Annotated in this window: 19 protein-coding genes; 9 read left to right on the forward strand and 10 right to left on the reverse strand. The window is 72.7% G+C overall.

Features of this window, described 5'->3' with window-relative positions:
* Window positions 1-50: 50 nt before the first annotated feature.
* Window positions 51-1,358 (reverse strand): magnesium transporter MgtE N-terminal domain-containing protein, encoded by a 1,308-nt coding sequence (locus ACZ60J_RS23815; RefSeq protein ID WP_469684705.1) that lies wholly within the window; start codon window positions 1,356-1,358, stop codon window positions 51-53.
* A 256-nt stretch (window positions 1,359-1,614) separates the two neighbouring features.
* On the opposite strand from ACZ60J_RS23815, the gene ACZ60J_RS23820 reads away from it, so the two are divergent.
* Window positions 1,615-2,403, forward strand: a complete 789-nt coding sequence (locus tag ACZ60J_RS23820; RefSeq protein WP_469684707.1) for a hypothetical protein — start codon at window positions 1,615-1,617, stop codon at window positions 2,401-2,403.
* A gap of 23 nt (window positions 2,404-2,426) precedes the next feature.
* Here ACZ60J_RS23820 and ACZ60J_RS23825 read toward each other — a convergent pair whose 3' ends face one another.
* Together ACZ60J_RS23825 and ACZ60J_RS23830 are read right to left on the reverse strand one after the other, a co-directional pair.
* Window positions 2,427-2,942, reverse strand: coding sequence for a hypothetical protein (locus tag ACZ60J_RS23825; RefSeq protein WP_469684709.1), 516 nt, complete (start codon window positions 2,940-2,942; stop codon window positions 2,427-2,429).
* Window positions 2,943-2,988: 46 nt separating this feature from the next.
* Window positions 2,989-4,113, reverse strand: coding sequence for a magnesium and cobalt transport protein CorA (locus ACZ60J_RS23830; RefSeq protein WP_469684711.1), 1,125 nt, complete (start codon window positions 4,111-4,113; stop codon window positions 2,989-2,991).
* 417 nt (window positions 4,114-4,530) lie between these two features.
* On the opposite strand from ACZ60J_RS23830, the gene ACZ60J_RS23835 reads away from it, so the two are divergent.
* From ACZ60J_RS23835 to ACZ60J_RS23850, 4 genes are all read left to right on the forward strand, one after another.
* Window positions 4,531-5,115 carry a suppressor of fused domain protein gene (locus tag ACZ60J_RS23835; protein ID WP_469684713.1) on the forward strand — a complete coding sequence of 195 codons (585 nt, stop codon included), beginning with the start codon at window positions 4,531-4,533 and terminating at the stop codon, window positions 5,113-5,115.
* Between the two features lie 79 nt (window positions 5,116-5,194).
* Window positions 5,195-5,836, forward strand: coding sequence for a DUF6758 family protein (locus ACZ60J_RS23840; protein WP_469684715.1), 642 nt, complete (start codon window positions 5,195-5,197; stop codon window positions 5,834-5,836).
* Window positions 5,837-6,031: 195 nt separating this feature from the next.
* Window positions 6,032-6,898: a PHP domain-containing protein gene (locus ACZ60J_RS23845; protein ID WP_469684717.1), complete on the forward strand. Its 867-nt coding sequence runs from the start codon at window positions 6,032-6,034 to the stop codon at window positions 6,896-6,898.
* 67 nt (window positions 6,899-6,965) lie between these two features.
* Window positions 6,966-7,571, forward strand: a complete 606-nt coding sequence (locus ACZ60J_RS23850) for a MarC family protein (RefSeq protein ID WP_469684719.1) — start codon at window positions 6,966-6,968, stop codon at window positions 7,569-7,571.
* Between the two features lie 84 nt (window positions 7,572-7,655).
* Here ACZ60J_RS23850 and ACZ60J_RS23855 read toward each other — a convergent pair whose 3' ends face one another.
* The 3 genes from ACZ60J_RS23855 to ACZ60J_RS23865 all read right to left on the reverse strand — a co-directional run bounded on the left by ACZ60J_RS23855 (window position 7,656) and on the right by ACZ60J_RS23865 (window position 10,970).
* A complete protein-coding gene (locus ACZ60J_RS23855; RefSeq protein ID WP_328300661.1) occupies window positions 7,656-7,808 on the reverse strand; it encodes a hypothetical protein in 153 nt (50 codons plus the stop codon).
* Window positions 7,809-7,927: 119 nt separating this feature from the next.
* Window positions 7,928-8,800, reverse strand: coding sequence for an alpha/beta fold hydrolase (locus ACZ60J_RS23860; protein WP_469684721.1), 873 nt, complete (start codon window positions 8,798-8,800; stop codon window positions 7,928-7,930).
* 106 nt (window positions 8,801-8,906) lie between these two features.
* Window positions 8,907-10,970 carry a DEAD/DEAH box helicase gene (locus ACZ60J_RS23865; RefSeq protein ID WP_469684723.1) on the reverse strand — a complete coding sequence of 688 codons (2,064 nt, stop codon included), beginning with the start codon at window positions 10,968-10,970 and terminating at the stop codon, window positions 8,907-8,909.
* Between the two features lie 437 nt (window positions 10,971-11,407).
* Here ACZ60J_RS23865 and ACZ60J_RS23870 point away from each other — a divergent pair, with 437 nt between their 5' ends.
* On the forward strand, window positions 11,408-12,166 hold the full coding sequence (locus ACZ60J_RS23870) for a ferritin-like fold-containing protein (RefSeq protein WP_250741764.1): 759 nt from the start codon (window positions 11,408-11,410) through the stop codon (window positions 12,164-12,166).
* Window positions 12,167-12,287: 121 nt separating this feature from the next.
* Here ACZ60J_RS23870 and ACZ60J_RS23875 read toward each other — a convergent pair whose 3' ends face one another.
* The 4 genes from ACZ60J_RS23875 to ACZ60J_RS23890 all read right to left on the reverse strand — a co-directional run bounded on the left by ACZ60J_RS23875 (window position 12,288) and on the right by ACZ60J_RS23890 (window position 14,143).
* A complete protein-coding gene (locus tag ACZ60J_RS23875; protein WP_469684725.1) occupies window positions 12,288-12,590 on the reverse strand; it encodes a hypothetical protein in 303 nt (100 codons plus the stop codon).
* A gap of 151 nt (window positions 12,591-12,741) precedes the next feature.
* The gene (locus ACZ60J_RS23880; protein ID WP_469684727.1) at window positions 12,742-12,969 is read right to left on the reverse strand and encodes a DUF3107 domain-containing protein; all 228 of its coding nucleotides are present in this window, start codon (window positions 12,967-12,969) and stop codon (window positions 12,742-12,744) included.
* A 173-nt stretch (window positions 12,970-13,142) separates the two neighbouring features.
* A complete protein-coding gene (locus tag ACZ60J_RS23885; RefSeq protein ID WP_266880971.1) occupies window positions 13,143-13,781 on the reverse strand; it encodes a TetR/AcrR family transcriptional regulator in 639 nt (212 codons plus the stop codon).
* Window positions 13,782-13,927: 146 nt separating this feature from the next.
* Window positions 13,928-14,143, reverse strand: coding sequence for a hypothetical protein (locus ACZ60J_RS23890; RefSeq protein ID WP_469684729.1), 216 nt, complete (start codon window positions 14,141-14,143; stop codon window positions 13,928-13,930).
* 138 nt (window positions 14,144-14,281) lie between these two features.
* On the opposite strand from ACZ60J_RS23890, the gene ACZ60J_RS23895 reads away from it, so the two are divergent.
* Genes ACZ60J_RS23895 through ACZ60J_RS23905 form a run of 3 tightly spaced genes read left to right on the forward strand, consistent with a single transcriptional unit; the run spans window position 14,282 to window position 17,072 of the window.
* Window positions 14,282-15,328, forward strand: coding sequence for an alpha/beta fold hydrolase (locus tag ACZ60J_RS23895; RefSeq protein ID WP_469684731.1), 1,047 nt, complete (start codon window positions 14,282-14,284; stop codon window positions 15,326-15,328).
* Between the two features lie 4 nt (window positions 15,329-15,332).
* Entirely contained in the window at window positions 15,333-16,931 is a 1,599-nt protein-coding gene (locus tag ACZ60J_RS23900) for a DUF3152 domain-containing protein (protein ID WP_469684732.1), read from the forward strand.
* Between the two features lie 45 nt (window positions 16,932-16,976).
* Window positions 16,977-17,072 (forward strand): Ms4533A family Cys-rich leader peptide, encoded by a 96-nt coding sequence (locus ACZ60J_RS23905; RefSeq protein WP_469684734.1) that lies wholly within the window; start codon window positions 16,977-16,979, stop codon window positions 17,070-17,072.
* The last annotated feature ends 86 nt before the right edge of the window (window positions 17,073-17,158 follow it).

Raw genomic sequence — 17,158 nt, forward strand, 5'->3', positions numbered from 1 at the left:
TCTGCTCCTTGCGCCGGTCGCGTGCCTGCTCGCGCTCGCCGCGCCCCCGCTCAGTTCCCACGCAGGGCTCCTTCCGCGCGCTCGGAGTCCTCGGGGTCCCCGAAGCCCTCCGAGTGGAAGTCGGTCTCCCGCCAGTCGTCCGGGAGCAGGTGGTCCAGTACGTCGTCCACGGTGACCGCGCCCAGCAGCGAGCCGCTCTCGTCCACGACCGGGACCGCCACCATGTTGTACGCGGCCAGGTAGCTGGTCACCACCGGCAGCGAGGCGTCCGGCCGCAGCGGCGCCAGACCCGTGTCCACGATCGAGCTGACCAGGGTGAACGGCGGATCGCGCAGCAGCCGCTGGAAGTGCACCGTCCCCAGGTACTTGCCCGTCGGCGTCTCGTCCGGCGGCCGGCACACGTACACCTGCGCCGCCAACGCCGGCGACAGGTCCGACTGCCGTACGCGGGCCAGCGCGTCGGCGACCGTCGCGTCGGGCCGCAGCACGATCGGCTCCGTGGTCATCAGACCGCCCGCGGTGTTCTCCTCGTACGACAGCAGGCGCCGCACGTCGGCGGCGTCGTCCGGCCGCATCAGCGTCAGCAGCCGCTCCTTGTCGTCCTCCGGCAGCTCGGAGAGCAGGTCGGCCGCGTCGTCCGGGTCCATCGCCTCCAGGACGTCGGCCGCGCGCTCCTCCTTCAGCTTCCCGAGGATCTCCACCTGCTCGTCCTCGGGCAGCTCCTCCATCACGTCCGCGAGCCGGTCGTCGTCCAGCGCGCTCGCCACCTCGGCACGCCGCTTCGGCGTCAGGTGGTGCAGGACGTTCGCCACGTCCGCGGGGCGCATCTGCTCGAAGGTGGCGACCAGGTTCTCGGCGCCCTGCCCGTGCTCCTCCAGCGAGAAGCCCGTCACCGCCGACCACTCCACGGTCAGGGTCTCGCCGCGCCGCCGCAGCGCGCCCGACTTGCCCTTCCGTACGAAGATCCGGTCGATCTCCCAGTCGCGCCGGGCCGGCAGCTGCTGGATGGCCACGTCCAGGACGGTGACCTCCTCGTCGTCCGCGACCAGGCGCACCCGCCGGTCCAGCAGCTCGCCGAGGATCAGCCGCTCGGTGGGGCGCTGCTCGAAGCGCCGCATGTTGACCACGCCGGTGGTGATCACCTGGCCGGACTCGACGCCCGTCACCCGGGTCATGGGAAGGAAGATCCGGCGCCGGCTGACGACCTCGACCACCAGGCCCAGCAGCCGGGGCGGCCGGCCGCCCACGCGGAGCATCGCGACGAGGTCGCGCACCCGGCCCACCTGGTCGCCGTTGGGGTCGAAGACGGGCACACCCGACAGATGCGAGACGAAGATCCGTGGGGCGCCTGCCGCCATCCGAGCGCCTCCTACGAGCTGCGTCATCCGTCGATCACCGGTACTGCCGTCCCTCAGGTTAGCCCGTACCGCACGCAACCTCCTGGTGGGGCCGTCCGCCCGGGCCCGGCACCGGAACCGGCGCGGCGTCCGCGGGGCGCCCCCGCGACGTCCGTACGCGCGTCCCCACGGGCTGCGTCCGGGCGCCGCGCAGGGGCCCGCGTACGGGCGGGTACGCTGCCAGCTGCTCGCCACGCAACGAGAGGGGCACCTGCCCGTGACCGCCTACTTCCCCGCCCCGCGGCTGCGCCGGGCCGCCTTCGTCAGTGCCCTGTGCGCGGGCCTGGCCGTCGTCGGCACGGGGTGCGGAGCGGATCCCGACGAGGGGACGAACGGGGTCGGGAAGCTGTCCGCCGACCAGATCGAGGACAAGGCGAAGACGGCCGTCACCGGGGCCCAGTCGGTCCACCTGTCCGGCACGCTCGTCAGCGGCGGCAAGTCCTTCACCCTGGACATGCGGCTCGGGGCGGACGGCGGCTCCGGCGAGGTGAAGTCCCAGGACGACACCACCTTCCAGCTGCTGCGGGTCGGGGAGCAGCTCTACCTGAAGGCGGGCGCCGCCTTCTGGGGCCAGTCCGAGGCGGCCGGCAAGCTCGGCGACAAGTTCGTCAAGGTGCCCGAGGGGGACCCCTCCTACAAGCAGTTCCGCGGGTTCACCGACATGCAGGTCATGCTCGACGGGCTGCTCGGGCTCGACGGGAAGCTCACCAAGGGCGAGGACTACACCAAGGTCGGGCCCACCCGGGCCGTCCAGGTCTCGGCGGACCAGGGCAAGGGCGGCAAGCTCTCGGTCTCCCTGGAGGGCACGCCGTACCCGCTCCTCATGGAACGCGCGGGCGGCGCCGGACGGGTGACCCTCGCGGAATGGGGCAAGCCGGTCGAGCTCACCGCGCCCGCGCCCGACCAGACGGTGGACTACGGCTCGGAGCTGCCCACGACCAAGGACCAGGAGGGCGGCTCCGGCCAGGGCAAGGGCTCCGGCCAGGGCGCCAACCCGCAGGGCTAGGGATCTCCCGCAGGGCTGGGGGTCTAGCGGGAGGCCTTCTTCTTCCGCTTCAGCAGCAGCTTCGGCAGACCGGCCGGGACCGGCTGCCGGGTCGTCGCCGGGGAGCCCAGCGGAGCCGCCGCCAGCGAACCCCCGGGGAGGTCGGCCCGGACCGACTCCGGCTCCAGGCGCAGCAGCCGGCACTCCCGCGCCCAGCGGTCGGTCATCTCGGCGGAGTCGGGCGCGTTGAGCCGCTTGCCCTTCAGCTCGGCCACCGCGGCCTCCCACGGCTCGCTGCCGGGCACGAGCTCGCGTACGGTCGCCGTCCACGCGACGAGCCGGCCGCCCTTGTCCTTGCTGCGCACGGTCACCTCGGCCGCCGCCCCGTCCGCGAGCCCCGGGAACGGCTGCTCCCCGGGCCCGTCGCCGAGCACGTGCGCCGCGCCGTCCACCCAGGCGTGCCACAGCCCGCGGTCCGCCCCGGAGCCGCGGACCCAGATGAGGCCGGACTTCTTGGTGGCCTCCTCGACGAGGGCCAGATCGAGCGCGCTGAGAGTCATGCGCACAGGGTAGCCAGCGCCCCGGACGCCCTCGCAGCCAGCGCCCTCACAGCCAGCCGTGGCGCCGCAGGGCCCGGTGGATGGTGAAACAGGTACCGGCGATGGTGGCCATCACCAGGGGATAGCCGTAGCGCCACTGGAGCTCCGGCATGTGCTCGAAGTTCATTCCGTACACGCCGCAGATCATCGTGGGCACGGCGATGATCGCCGCCCAGGAGGTGATCTTGCGCATGTCCTCGTTCTGCGCGACGGTCGCCTGCGCCAGGTTGGCCTGGAGGATGGAGTTCAGCAGCTCGTCGAAGCCGACGACCTGCTCGTGCACGCGGGCCAGGTGGTCGGCGACGTCGCGGAAGTACTTCTGGATGTCGGGCTCCACCAGCCGCATCGGGCGCTCGCTGAGCAGCTCCATGGGGCGCAGCAGCGGGGAGACGGCCCGCTTGAACTCCAGCACCTCGCGCTTGAGCTGGTAGATGCGGCCCGCGTCGCCGCCGCGCGCACTGCCCTTGGCGGGGGCGGCGAAGACCTCGCTCTCCACCTCGTCGATGTCGTCCTGGACGGCCGCGGCGACGGCGATGTACCCGTCGACCACGTGGTCGGCGAGGGAGTGCAGGACGGCCGACGGGCCCTTGGCGAGGAGCGCCGGATCGTCCTGGAGGCGGTGGCGCAGGCCCTTGAGGGAGCCGTGGCCGCCGTGCCGGACGGTGATGACGAAGTCGGGGCCGGTGAAACACATCACCTCGCCCGTCTCCACGACCTCGCTGGTGGCGGTGAGTTCGGCGTGCTCGACGTAGTGGATCGTCTTGAAGACGGTGAAGAGGGTGTCGTCGTAGCGCTCCAGCTTCGGCCGCTGGTGCGCGTGCACCGCGTCCTCCACCGCGAGCGGGTGCAGTCCGAACACGGCGGCGATCCCGGCGAACTCGGCCTCGGTCGGCTCGTGCAGGCCGATCCACGCGAATCCGCCGTCCGCGCGGACTTCGCGCAGCGCATCACGGGGCGTCAGGCAGGGGGCTCCCTGCGCGCGCCCGGCGCGCCGCCCCTCGCGGTAGACGGCGCAGTCGACCACCGCGCTGTTCGCGGACGGGTCGCGGGTGGCGTCGTAGCCCGGCTGCGCCGGCGTGGACCTGCGCAGGGCGGGGCGGACGGCGGCACGGAGGTAGGGCAGCATCGACATGGCAGGCTCCTTCGCGCGCACGGCTGCGGACCGTACGGGTGGGAGGTCCTTCCGGACGGCACGCTCACCCGGTCGACAGTCCGGGCGGGCAGGCGGAAGGATCAGGACGGGAGGACACAGTGCTTCCGTCGCTCTTCGACCGATCCGGCGTGTGCATCCAAGGACGCGCGGATCAAAGGGGGCGCGGCGCGCCCGTCGGCGAAGCGGAAGAGCGAGAGGTACCGCACGTACTGTGCGATCGACTTCGATGCACCGCAGCCCCACCTCCTCCGGCCGGTCCCCCGTAAGGGACGTCCTGTCGCCGGGGCACTGAAACTTCTCTTCTGAGAGCGTCCCCGACCAGCGGTCAACGATATCAGCCGACGGATGGTCAAGAGCCGCTCTTTACCCGGCTGATACGAGTTCTATGCTCGCTCCATGGCAGAAATTCTGGCCCTTGTGGAAGCCCGGCTGCGCGCCGCCCTCGGCGAACCCGACGCCCGCGCCGCCGTCACCTTCCTGGGCACCGACCGCTTCGAAGTCCTCCGCTTCACCGAGGGCGACCTCGTGCGGTACGCGACCCTCGGCATGTCCGCCCAGCCCATGACCGACCCCACGGCGGTGGTCTCCGACCCGGTCCGCGGCCCGCGCGCGGAGCTCGTGCTGACCGTACGGGGCGGGCTCGCGCCCACCGACAGGCTGCTGCGGCCGCTGGCCGTACTGGCGGCCTCGCCCCAGGTGGAGGGGCTCATCGTGGCGCCCGGCGCCTCGCTGGACGTGGGCGAACCCCTGTGGGAAGGGGCCCCGTTCACCTCCGTGCTCGTCGCGGAGCCGGGCGGGCTGGTGGAGGACCTCGTCCTGGACGACCCGATGGACCCCGTCTCCTTCTTCCCCCTCCTGCCGATGACGGCGAACGAGGCGGCGTGGAAACGGGTCCACGGAGCGGCCGCCCTGCAGGAACGCTGGCTCGCGCGCGGCACGGATCTGCGGGACCCTCTGCGTACGGCAGTCCCCCTGGACTGAGCATCGGGCCGCCGCCCGGCCGCCCGAACGGGTGATCGCATCTTGACGGGGCGCGCGGCGGGGAGGAGCGTGGCTTCTTATGAGGGGCGAACCGAGTTGCCCGAAGTGTGGTGGCCGGGTCAGGGCGCCCGGTCTTTTCGCCGACTCCTGGCAGTGCGCGCTACACGGCACGGTCCATCCCCTGCAGCCCGTGATCCCGCCGAGCGTCGAAGGCCTGGGCGTGGTGGTGAACCGGGCGCAGGTGCCTGTCTGGATGCCCTGGCCGCTGCCCGTCGGCTGGCTGTTCACGGGGATCGCCTCCGCCGGTGACGACCGCAGCGGCGGCCGGGCCACCGCAGTGGCCTGCTCGGGGCCCGGCCCGCTCGGCGGCATCGGCGAGCTGCTGCTGATCGCCGAGGAGCTGGGCGTCGGCCTGGGCGCCCGCTTCGCCGGCCTCGACGCCCCCGACCCGGGCCGCTACATGAACGTCTCCGCCCCGCCGCACGCCAAGGTGGTCGCCGCCGGGCGCCCGACGCCGCTCTGGCACGTCACCGGAGTCCCCGAGGACCGGGCCGTCTTCGCCGGGGAGGCGCGCGGGCTGTGGCTGTGGGCGATCGTCTGGCCGGAGCAGTCGGGCCTGCTGATGTACGACGAGTTGGTCCTGACCGACCTGCGCGACGCGGGAGCCGAGGTGGAGCTGCTGCCCTGCGGCGCCCTGAGCCCCCGCATCCTCTCCTCTTGACGCACCGCTCGCGCGGTTCGGCCCTGGCGGGCCTCACCGGCTTCGCGGTGCTGCGCCGGACTCCGTCCGGCTGCCCGCGGCGGGGGCCGCAGGCCGGGGCCCTGGCGCGGCCGGGCCGGTGGGGGCCCGTAGCGGGAAAATCGGACGGTATCCTGGAGCGACCCCCCGTCCGCGCGTGAACCCTGGAGTACGGCTGTGCGCATCGACCTGCACGCCCACTCCACCGCCTCGGACGGTACGGACACCCCCGCCGAGCTGGTGCGCAATGCCGCGGGTGCGGGGCTCGACGTGGTGGCGCTGACCGACCACGACACCGTCGCCGGATACCGCGAGGCCATCGCCGCGCTGCCCCAGGGGCTGACCCTGGTGACCGGCGCCGAGCTGAGCTGCCGGCTCGACGGCATCGGCATGCACATGCTGGCGTACCTGTTCGACCCCGAGGAGCCCGAGCTCCACCGCGAGCGGGAGCTCGTGCGCGACGACCGCACCCCGCGCGCCCAGGCCATGATCGGCAAGCTGCAGGGCCTCGGGGTGGACGTCACCTGGGAGCAGGTGGCCCGGATCGCCGGCGACGGCTCCGTGGGACGCCCGCACATCGCCGCCGCACTCGTCGAGCTGGGCGTCGTACGCACCGTGTCGGACGCGTTCACCGCGGACTGGCTCGCCGACGGGGGCCGCGCGTACGCCGAGAAGCACGAGCTCGACCCCTTCGACGCGATCCGCCTGGTCAAGGCGGCCGGCGGGGTCACCGTCTTCGCCCACCCCGCCGCCGTCAAGCGCGGCACCTGCGTGCCCGAGAGCGCCATAGCCGCGCTCGCGTCGGCCGGCCTCGACGGCATCGAGGTCGACCACATGGACCACGACGAGGCCACCCGCGCGCGCCTGCGCGGCCTGGCCGCCGATCTCGGCCTGCTGACCACCGGGTCCAGCGATTACCACGGCAGCCGCAAGACCTGCCGCCTCGGGGAGTACACGACCGACCCCGAGATCTACGGCGAGATCACCCGCCGTGCGACCGGGGCGTTCCCGGTTCCCGGCGCCGGTGGACGCGTCCGCGGCTGACCTCTGCCGCCGCCCCTCCCGCCCTTCCCCCCTTTTTCGCGACACCCCTCTCCTGCAAGGCATCACTGTGCTCGATTTCGCCGTCTTCGGATCCCTCTTTCTCACGCTTTTTGTGATTATGGACCCTCCGGGGATCACGCCCATCTTCCTCGCGCTGACCTCCGGCCGCCCCGCCAAGGTGCAGCGCCGCATGGCCTGGCAGGCCGTCTGCGTCGCCTTCGGCGTCATCGCCGTCTTCGGCCTCTGCGGCCAGCAGATCCTCGACTACCTGCACGTCTCCGTGCCGGCCCTGATGATCGCGGGCGGGCTGCTGCTCCTGCTCATCGCGCTCGACCTGCTCACCGGAAAGACCGACGAGCCGAAGCAGACCAAGGACGTGAACGTCGCGCTCGTCCCGCTCGGGATGCCGCTGCTGGCCGGGCCCGGCGCGATCGTCTCGGTGATCCTGGCCGTGCAGAAGGCCGACGGGGCCACCGCCCAGTTCTCGGTGTGGGCCGCGATCGTCGCGATGCACATCGTGCTGTGGGTGGTGATGCGCTACTCGCTCGTCATCATCCGCGTGATCAAGGACGGCGGCGTGGTCCTCGTGACGCGCCTGGCGGGCATGATGCTGTCCGCGATCGCGGTCCAGCAGATCATCAACGGCGTGCTCCAGGTGATCGAGAGCGCGTAGCGCCGTCCGCCGGCCGCCGCCACGCATGCGAACGCCCCCGCACCGGGACCGGTGCGGGGGCGTTCGGCGAATGGGTGGACGCGGTCAGTTGGACACGGTCTCAGCCGGTCGGATCAGGATGCGCTGGCCGATGGCCGCGGCCTGCTGCACGATCCGGTTGACGGAGGCCGCGTCCACGACGGTGCTGTCCACGGCAGATCCGTCGACGTCGTCCAGGCGCAGAATCTCGAAGCGCATGGGGCTTCTCCCTTCGTCAGTGTTTCTCCTTGTACAGGGTTAACGAAGTGTAAGCCGCAAACATTCCCTACGCTAAGGAAATTTTTTCCCTGTCTAACTACTAACGGATGTCGGAGCCGTCAGATCCCCTCGGAGGCCTTCCAGAACGCCTCCAGTGCCGCCGCCGTGGCCGCCGGATCCTCGGCGTTCGGGGAGTGCTCCGTCCCCGGGACCACCACCCTCGCCGCGCCCAGCCGCTGCGCCATCGCGTCCATCTCCGACACCGGCCACACCGGGTCCGACTCCCCGGACAGCACCAGCTTCGCCAGTCCGGGCGCCGCGGCGGCGAGCTCGTCGATCCGGTCCGGCTCCTCCAGGAGCACCCGGCCGGTGACCATCAGCTGCTCGGGGAGGGTGCCGAGCCAGCGGGCGCGCAGGAACTCCGCGAGGCCCGGCTCCTCGGCGGGTGCGTCGCGCAGATCCATGGCGCGCATGGCCGCCCAGATGCCCGGCATGTCGTCACCCATCGCCTCCAGCGCGGAGACCAGCAGCTTCGTACGGCCCTGCTGCTCCGCGCAGACCGCCCCCGGGCCGCTGCTCAGCAGCGTGAGGCTGGCGTACGGGGCCGGATCGCGGACCACGGCCGCCCGGACGATCAGCCCGCCCAGCGAATGCCCCAGCAGGTGCACCGGACCGGCCGCGCCCAGGGCGGCGGTCTGCGCGAGGACGTCCTGCGCCAGTTCCGCCAGGGCGTACGGGGCCTGCGTGCGCGGGCCGCCGCTCTCGTGCTGGCCGCGGCCGTCGACGGCGACCACCCGGTACCCGGCGCCGGCCAGCGGCCCGAGGAGGCCGATGAAGTCCTCCTTGCTGCCGGTGTAGCCGGGCACCAGCAGGGCGGTACCGCGGGCCGGCCCCGCGGGCACGGCCTCGTGCACGGCGAACTCGCCGCGGGCCGTCGCCAGGCGGTACGCACGGGCCGCGGGCGGGAGCGTGAGGGTCGGGGGCTTGCTCATGGCCCGAGGTTACCGGCCCGTACGCCCGTACGGGAGCTCCGCCCGGCCCCAGATACGCCGATGGCCCCGGCCCCCTCGGAAGGGGACCGGGGCCATCGGCAGGGCGTTACGCCTCCGGGGTCTCCACCGCGGCGACGGCCTTGCGGGTGCGGGTGCGCTTCGGCTTGGCCGGAGCCTCCTCCGCGGCCGGAGCGGCAGCCTCGGCGGCCGGAGTCTCCGGGGCGGCGGCCGCGGCCTTGCGGGTGCGGGTGCGCTTCGGCTTGACCGGAGCCTCCTCCGCCACCGGAGCGGCAGCCTCGGCGACGACCTCGGCGGCCGGGGCGGCAGCGGCGACCTTGCGGGTCCGCGTGCGCTTCGGCTTGACCGGAGCCTCCTCGGCGACCGGAGCGGCCGGGGCCTCGACCACGGCGGCCTGGGCGACGACCGCGGCCACGGGGGCGACGACCTCGGCGACCGGAGCCGCCGCGGCCTTGCGGGGCGCACGGACACGCGGGGCGCTGGTACGGGCGGCGCCGGAGCGGCGCTCGCGGACCGGCTCGGTCGGCGGGGCGATCTGGAACTCCAGCTCGGGCTCCCTGACGAACGGGGCCAGGGGCTCCAGCTTCGCCGCCGGGGCGACGAAGGTGGCGGCCGGAGCGGCCGACCGGGTCCGGCGACGGCGCGGCTTGCGCGCCTCGTCGGCGGCCGGAGCCTCCGGAGCCTGGACCGCCGGAGCCTGGACCGCGGGAGCGGCGGCCACCGCGGCGACCGGGGCTGCCTCGGCGGTCACCGGGGTCAGCAGCTCGGCGCTGCTCTGGTCCGAGCCGCCACGGGTGCGGCGACGCTGGCGCGGGGCACGGGCGGGACGCTCCTCGGCGGCCGGGGCGGCGGCACCGCGGCCACCGTCACGTCCGCCGTCGCGGCCACGACCGCTGTCACGGCCACCGTCGCGGCCGCCACGGCCACCGCGGCCGCCGGTCTCGCCCAGGTCTTCCAGGTTCTCGGCCTTCAGGCCGGCCCGCGTGCGCTCGGCGCGCGGCAGGATGCCCTTGGTGCCGGCCGGGATGTTCAGCTGCTCGTACAGGTGCGGGGACGTGGAGTACGTCTCCGCCGGGTCGTGGAAGTCCAGCTCCAGCGCCTTGTTGATCAGCTGCCAGCGCGGGATGTCGTCCCAGTCGACCAGGGTGACGGCCGTGCCCTTGTTGCCCGCGCGGCCGGTACGGCCCACACGGTGCAGGAAGGTCTTCTCGTCCTCGGGCGTCTGGTAGTTGATGACGTGGGTGACACCCTCGACATCGATACCGCGCGCGGCGACGTCGGTGCAGACCAGCACGTCGACCTTGCCGTTGCGGAAGGCGCGCAGCGCCTGCTCGCGGGCGCCCTGGCCCAGGTCGCCGTGGACGGCGCCCGAGGCGAAGCCGCGCTTCTCCAGCTGCTCGGCGATGTCGGCCGCCGTGCGCTTGGTGCGGCAGAAGATCATGGCGAGCCCGCGGCCCTCGGCCTGCAGGATGCGGGAGACGAGCTCCGGCTTGTCCATGTTGTGCGCACGGAAGACGTGCTGCGTGATGTTGGCGACGGTCGCGCCCTCACCGTCGGGCGAGGTGGCGCGGATGTGCGTCGGCTGCGACATGTACCGGCGGGCCAGGCCGATGACCGCGCCCGGCATGGTCGCCGAGAACAGCATCGTCTGACGCTTCGCGGGCAGGTAGGCCATGATCTTCTCGACGTCGGGCAGGAAGCCCAGGTCGAGCATCTCGTCGGCCTCGTCCAGGACGAGGGCCTTGACCTTGGAGAGGTCGAGCTTGCGCTGCCCGGCCAGGTCGAGCAGGCGGCCCGGGGTGCCGACGATGACGTCGACGCCCTTCTTGAGCGCCTCGACCTGGGGCTCGTACGCGCGGCCGCCGTATATGGCGAGGACGCGGACGTTGCGGACCTTGCCCGCGGTGAGGAGGTCGTTGGTGACCTGGGTGCAGAGCTCGCGGGTCGGAACCACCACGAGGGCCTGCGGGGCGTCGGTCAGCTGCTCCGGCGTGGAACGGCCGGCCTCGACGTCCGCGGGGACGACGACGCGCTCCAGCAGGGGAAGGCCGAAACCGAGCGTCTTGCCGGTACCGGTCTTGGCCTGGCCGATGACGTCCGTGCCGGAGAGGGCGACGGGGAGGGTCATCTCCTGGATCGGGAAGGGGGACACGATGCCGACGGCCTCAAGGGCCTCGGCCGTCTCGGGAAAGATCCCGAGGTCTCGGAACGTAGTCAGGGTGCTGCCTCTTCTGTGAGACGCGGCGCGAGGCGGCGAGGGGGGTCGTACCGTGCCGGGCTTGCAGTACCACTACGTACGTACGAAGCTGCGCGGGACCACGGCCATCGCTCAGGCGCTTTATGCCGCTGAGGGGCCCCTCTTGGGAGGCGACGTATGAACGTGCGCATCACGCCGAGGGCGGTCGGGTGGAGCCGATCGGGCCACCGACCGGGCATCCTCATTCGGATGGCCCGCCGAGTGTTCGGCAGGCGCAATACCACTGTACCCCGGAATCGCGCAGCTGTGTCGGGTGAATTCACCAGGTAGGCGCGTTTACGTGGACTGAGCAGGTGGTTCACGGTGCCTTTCGGCGAGCTATTGTGCGGTGCATGTCGACCGTTGAAAACGCATCGCCCGCCGACGAAAGCGCCCCCGCCGAGGCGGCCGGTATCGCCGCCCAGGACTGGGCCACGGCCTCCGCCTCGCCGCAGTACCGGGCCGCCGTGGTGGATCTGCTCGGGGCGCTCGCGTACGGCGAACTCGCGGCCTTCGAACGCCTCGCGGAGGACGCCAAGCTCGCGCCCACCCTCGGGGACAAGGCCGAGCTCGCGAAGATGGCCTCCGCCGAATTCCACCACTTCGAGCGCCTGCGCGACCGGCTCGCCGCGATCGACGAGGACGCCACCGCCGCGATGGAGCCCTTCGCGAAGGGCGTCGACGACTTCCACCGCCAGACCGCCCCGTCGGACTGGCTGGAGGGCCTGGTCAAGGCGTACGTCGGCGACTCCATCGCCAGCGACTTCTACCGCGAGGTGGCCACCCACCTCGACACCGACACCCGCGGGCTCGTCGTGAGCGTGCTCGACGACACCGGCCACGGCGGTTTCGCCGTGGAGAAGGTGCGCGCCGCCATCGAGGCCGACCCGCGCTGCGGCGGCCGGCTCGCGCTGTGGGCCCGCCGGCTGATGGGCGAGGCGCTCTCGCAGGCGCAGCGCGTGGTCGCGGAGCGTGACGCGCTCTCCACCATGCTGGTGGGCGGGGTGGACGGGATGGCGGCCGGCTTCGACCTGGCGGCCGTCGGCGAGATGTTCACCCGGATCACCAAGGCGCACACCAAGCGCATGGCGGCCCTGGGCCTGGCGGCCTAGCAGTCCCCTCAGTCCCCGCCCCGGAGGCGGAGCGCCCATGACGTCGGCCCCCGTACGGAAGCTTCCGTACGGGGGCCGACGTCATGGGTCAAAGGTCACCCGGGGCGCTCAGTGCGGCCGTCTAGCCCCGCGTCGGAACCGAAAACGGAGCCCGGCGGGGCGGCCTCCCCGTCCGGCCGGCGGGCCGCAGGAGCAGGGACAGGACCACCGCCGAGACCAGGGCGCCGCCGATGAAGGTCGCGAACAGCGTGTTGTGCCCGGGGCCCAGCGCGGTGTGCGTCAGGTAGGCCCCGAACAGGGCGCCCGCCACTCCGCTGGCCAGGACCACCCGCGAGGACGGCAGCCGCGGGCCGAGCACACGGACGGCCGCCCCGGCCAGGGCGAGGCCCAGGAGAGCGGAGCCGAGCGCTTCGATCAGCAGCATGGAAGATCCTCTCGAGCGGCGGAAATACCGGGGCGTACCGGGAGCGTGTCTTACAGCGGTCCTACCCGAAGCGGAGGAAACGGAAACGGCCCGGCGGAGGACTCCGCCGGGCCGTTCTCGGTACTTCCGGGTGCTCGGTACTTCCGGGTGCTCAGAGAGCGCCGAAGCCGACCTTGCGCACGCTGGGCTCGCCCAGGTCGACGTACGACAGGCGCTCGGACGGCACCAGGACCTTGCGGCCCTTGATGTCCGTGAGGCTCAGCAGCGACGCCGAGCCGGACAGGGCGGCGGTGACGATGCTCTCCAGCTCCTCGGCACTCAGGTCGCTCTCGAGCACGATCTCCCGGGGTGCGTGCTGCACGCCGATCTTGACCTCCACGGCCTTGTCCCTCCGACGGTCCGGTTCGCGCGATCTGCCGCGCCGTTACCCGGTCCACATTAGCCCGGAGAGGGGACGTGTCCGCCGCGCGGCGAAAACGCTCGCAGCGAACATCCGCCGGTCAGACCGGCGGCGACGGCCGGGGCCGGCCCGCCGGTCGCCGCCGGCGCCGCTCAGACGTCCGTCGGGTGCAGCGGGAAGCCGGCGATTCCGCGCCAGGCGAGGGAGGTCAGCAGCCCCACCGCGGTGTCGCGGGCGACCGGGCTCTCGCTCGACAGCCAGTACCGGGCCACGACCTGCGAGACCCCGCCCAGGCCCACGGCCAGCAGCATCGACTCGTCCTTGGACAGGCCGGTGTCCTCGGCGATGACCTCCGAGATGGCCTCGGCGCACTGCAGCGAGACGCGGTCGACGCGCTCGCGCACCGCCGGCTCGTTGGTCAGGTCCGACTCGAAGACGAGCCGGAACGCGCCGCCCTCGTCCTCGACGTACGCGAAGTAGGCGTCCATCGTCGCGGCGACGCGCATCTTGTTGTCGTTCGTCGACGCGAGCGCGGTGCGCACGGCCAGCAGCAGGGCCTCGCAGTGCTGGTCCAGGAGCGCCAGGTAGAGGTCGAGCTTGCCGGGGAAGTGCTGGTAGAGCACCGGCTTGCTGACACCGGCACGCTCCGCGATGTCATCCATGGCCGCCGCGTGGTAACCCTGCGCGACGAAGACCTCCTGGGCGGCACCCAGGAGCTGGTTGCGCCGGGCCCGGCGCGGAAGTCGCGTGCCCCGCGGACGCGCTGCCTCGGTCTGCTCGATGGCTGTCACGCCGCCTCCCACTTTCTCTAGAACACAGTGCGCCTTGCGCCGCGCGGCCATCGTACTTTTCGGTAACCGAATCTGGAGGGTTCAAGCCGAGTTTTCTCGCGGTACGGACCGCCGGTCACCCACCGGAGATGCTGGTCAGCGCTGGCTCAGCGGTAGTCGTCATCGTCCAGGGGAACCACCCGGGTCTGCTCGGCGGCATCCCCCTCGGAGGCTTCGCGCTGGCCGACGGGGGTGAGCGGATCGTCCCCGGTCGGGTTCAACTCCGTGTTCTGCTCCGCCGCGTCCGCCTCGGAGGCTTCCGCACCGAGGTCGTCCCGCAGCTCTGACCGGAAGGTGTCCGGTTCCGCAGGGTCGACAGTCATGGAGCACCCCTTTCCACCCTTTCCGCCCTTCCCCCTTACGAGCCTAGGAGGATCGCGGATACCCCGCTAGGCGGTTCCGCAAGCATCTGTGACGGCGAACACAAGAGGACCCGCGTGATCGTCTCGTAACATTGCCCCATGTCTTCGACCGAGCTGCCGGGCGTACGGTCCACCGACCCCTCGCCTTCCACCCAGTCGTCCCAGGTGGGGGGCGTACGCGTGGCCGATGGGGAGCAGGTGCGCACCGACCGGCTGCCCGGGCTGGAACTGGCCGTACGGGTCCGCCGGCCGGTCCGGGCCGGACTGCCGCCCGCGCTGTTCGTCCACGGGCTCGGCGGATCCTCGCAGAACTGGTCCGCGCTCATGGCGAAGCTGGCCGATTCCGTCGAGGGCGAGGCCCTGGACCTGCCCGGCTTCGGCTGGTCCCCGCCGCCCGCCGACCGGGACTACTCCGTCACCGGCCTCGCGCGCGCCGTCATCCGGCACCTCGACTCCGCCGGACGCGGACCGGTTCACCTCTTCGGCAACTCCCTCGGCGGCGCCGTCTCCACCCGGGTCGCGGCCGTGCGGCCCGACCTGGTGCGCACCCTGACGCTGATCTCCCCGGCCCTGCCGGAACTGCGCGTGCAGAAGTCGGCGGTGCCGACCGCGCTGCTCGCCGTACCCGGAGTGGCCGGGCTCTTCGGCCGCCTCACCCGGGGCCTGAGCGCCGAGCAGCGCACCCGGGGGGTGACGGACCTCTGCTACGGGGACCCCTCGCGGGTGACGCCCGAGGCGTTCGAGCTGGCCGTCGAGGAAATGGAACGGCGGCTCGCGCTGCCGTACTTCTGGGACGCGATGACCCGTTCCTCGCGCGGCATCGTCGACGCCTACACCCTCGGTGGCCAGCACGGACTGTGGCGCCAGGCACAGCGGGTGCTCGCACCGACCCTGCTGGTCTACGGTGGCCGGGACCAGCTCGTCTCGTACCGTATGGCGCGCAAGGCCGCCGCGGCCTACCGGGGGTCGCGTCTGCTGTGCCTGCCCGAGGCGGGGCACGTGGCGATGATGGAGTACCCCGAGGTGGTCGCGGCCGCCTTCCGGGAGCTGCAGGACGCCGCCGCCTCCACCGAGGGGCAGGGCTCCGAGCCGGACCCGGGCGCGGCGGAGCACACCGTGAACACCGACGAGGACGGCAAGGGCTGAGGACGTGGGACGACATAGCCGCAAGGAGTCGGGTCAGGCTCCCGGCCCCGGCTCAGGCCATCCGCAGCCGGCCGAACAGGCCGGCGCCCGGGCCGCGGCCCCGGCTTCGGCCGAGTGGGCCGAGCCGGCCGCCGCCCCCCGCGGGTACGCCGCCCCGCCGCGCCGCGAGCCGGTGTCGGCCGCGCGCGGCGGACACCCCGAACAGCACGAGCCCGGCGGCGCCTGGGGCGCGGCCGCCGGTACCGGTACGACGTACGGGGACTGGCGCGGGGCCCCGCGCACCCGCCCGGCCCACGACAGCCCGGCCCACGACAGCCCGGCTTTCGGCACTCCGGTGTACGACAGCCCGGCTTTCGGTACGCCGGTGTACGACAGCCCGGCTTTCGGTACGCCGGTGTACGACAGCCCGGCTTTCGGTACCCCGGTGTACGACAGCCAGGCCCTCGGCGCTCCGGCGCACCGCACTCCGGGTCACGGCTCCCCGGTCCACGACACCCCGGCCTTCGGCACCCCCGCGGTCGGCTTCCCGCAGGTCACCCTCGACGCGCCGATGACCTCCACGGGCGCGCACCGCCGGGTCACGGTCGGCGGGGACGCCTTCCCCGAGGACGCCTTCCCCGACGACGCCCTCACCACGACGGGGCCGCACCGCGCGGTCCCGGTCGCCGAGAACGCCGTCACCGCCACCGGCTCGCACCGCCGGATCCCCGCGCCGCGCACGCCGGTCGCCACCCCCGCGGAAGAGCCGAAGGGGGCTCCGTCCGCCGGCGGGCGCAGCGGCAAGGGCCGTACGTACGCCGGGATGGCCGCCGCGGCCGTCACCGTCGCGCTCGCCGTCATCGTCGCGGGCCAGGCCGCCTCCGAGAACGACAGCGGCAAGAACCCCGTGCGCGCCGCCGACGAGGGCAACAGCCACGCCGTCCAGGGCAACTCCGCCGCCTCCCGTTCCGACGGCCGGCCCACCCCGGACGCCTCCGCGGCGATCAAGGCCGCGCCGGAGCTCTCGTACGACCAGAAGATGGCGCAGCAGTTCCCCATCGACGAGAAGCTGAAGGGCCCCGGCGCCTTCGACACCGTGCCCGGTGTGGCGCAGGCTCCCGGCAAGGGGCGGGTGGTCCGCTACCGCGTCGACGTGGAGCAGGGGCTCGGCCTGGATCCGCAGCTGTTCGCCGAGGCCGTGCACCGCACGCTGAACGACGACCGGAGCTGGGGCCACGGCGGTACGAAGACCTTCGAGCGGGTGCCGGGCGGCGAGGCGGATTTCGTCATCACGCTCGCCAGCCCCGGGACCACCGGCGTCTGGTGCAGGAAGTCCGGCCTCGACACCACCATCGACAACGTCTCCTGCGACTCCGCGTCGACCGACCGCGTGATGATCAACGCGTACCGCTGGGCGCAGGGTTCGGCGACCTTCGGCCCGGACCAGATGTTCGCCTACCGCCAGATGCTCATCAACCACGAGGTCGGCCACCGGCTCGGCCACGGCCACGTGAGCTGCTCCACGCCGGGCGCACTCGCTCCGATCATGCAGCAGCAGACGAAGTCCCTGGACATCAACGGAATCCACTGCAAGCCCAACCCCTGGGTGTATCCCGGGAGTTGATGCAGGGCTTTGACAAGTGTCCGCTGGTCGGTCATTGTTCTCCGCATGTCGCACCTGCACACCGCCACCGCGAGCGCCGCCATTGAGCTGGCGCTGCTTGGTGTGACCGCGCACAGCGTGGCCGACATCTTCTGTCGCTGACGCCTCCCTGAGCGCGCGCGACTTCCCTTCCTTTCCGTCGTTCCGCCGCGCCCGGGGCTTCCAGCCCGCAGGTGCGGCTTCCTCCG

Source organism: Streptomyces sp. NPDC104226 (assembly GCF_055584085.1).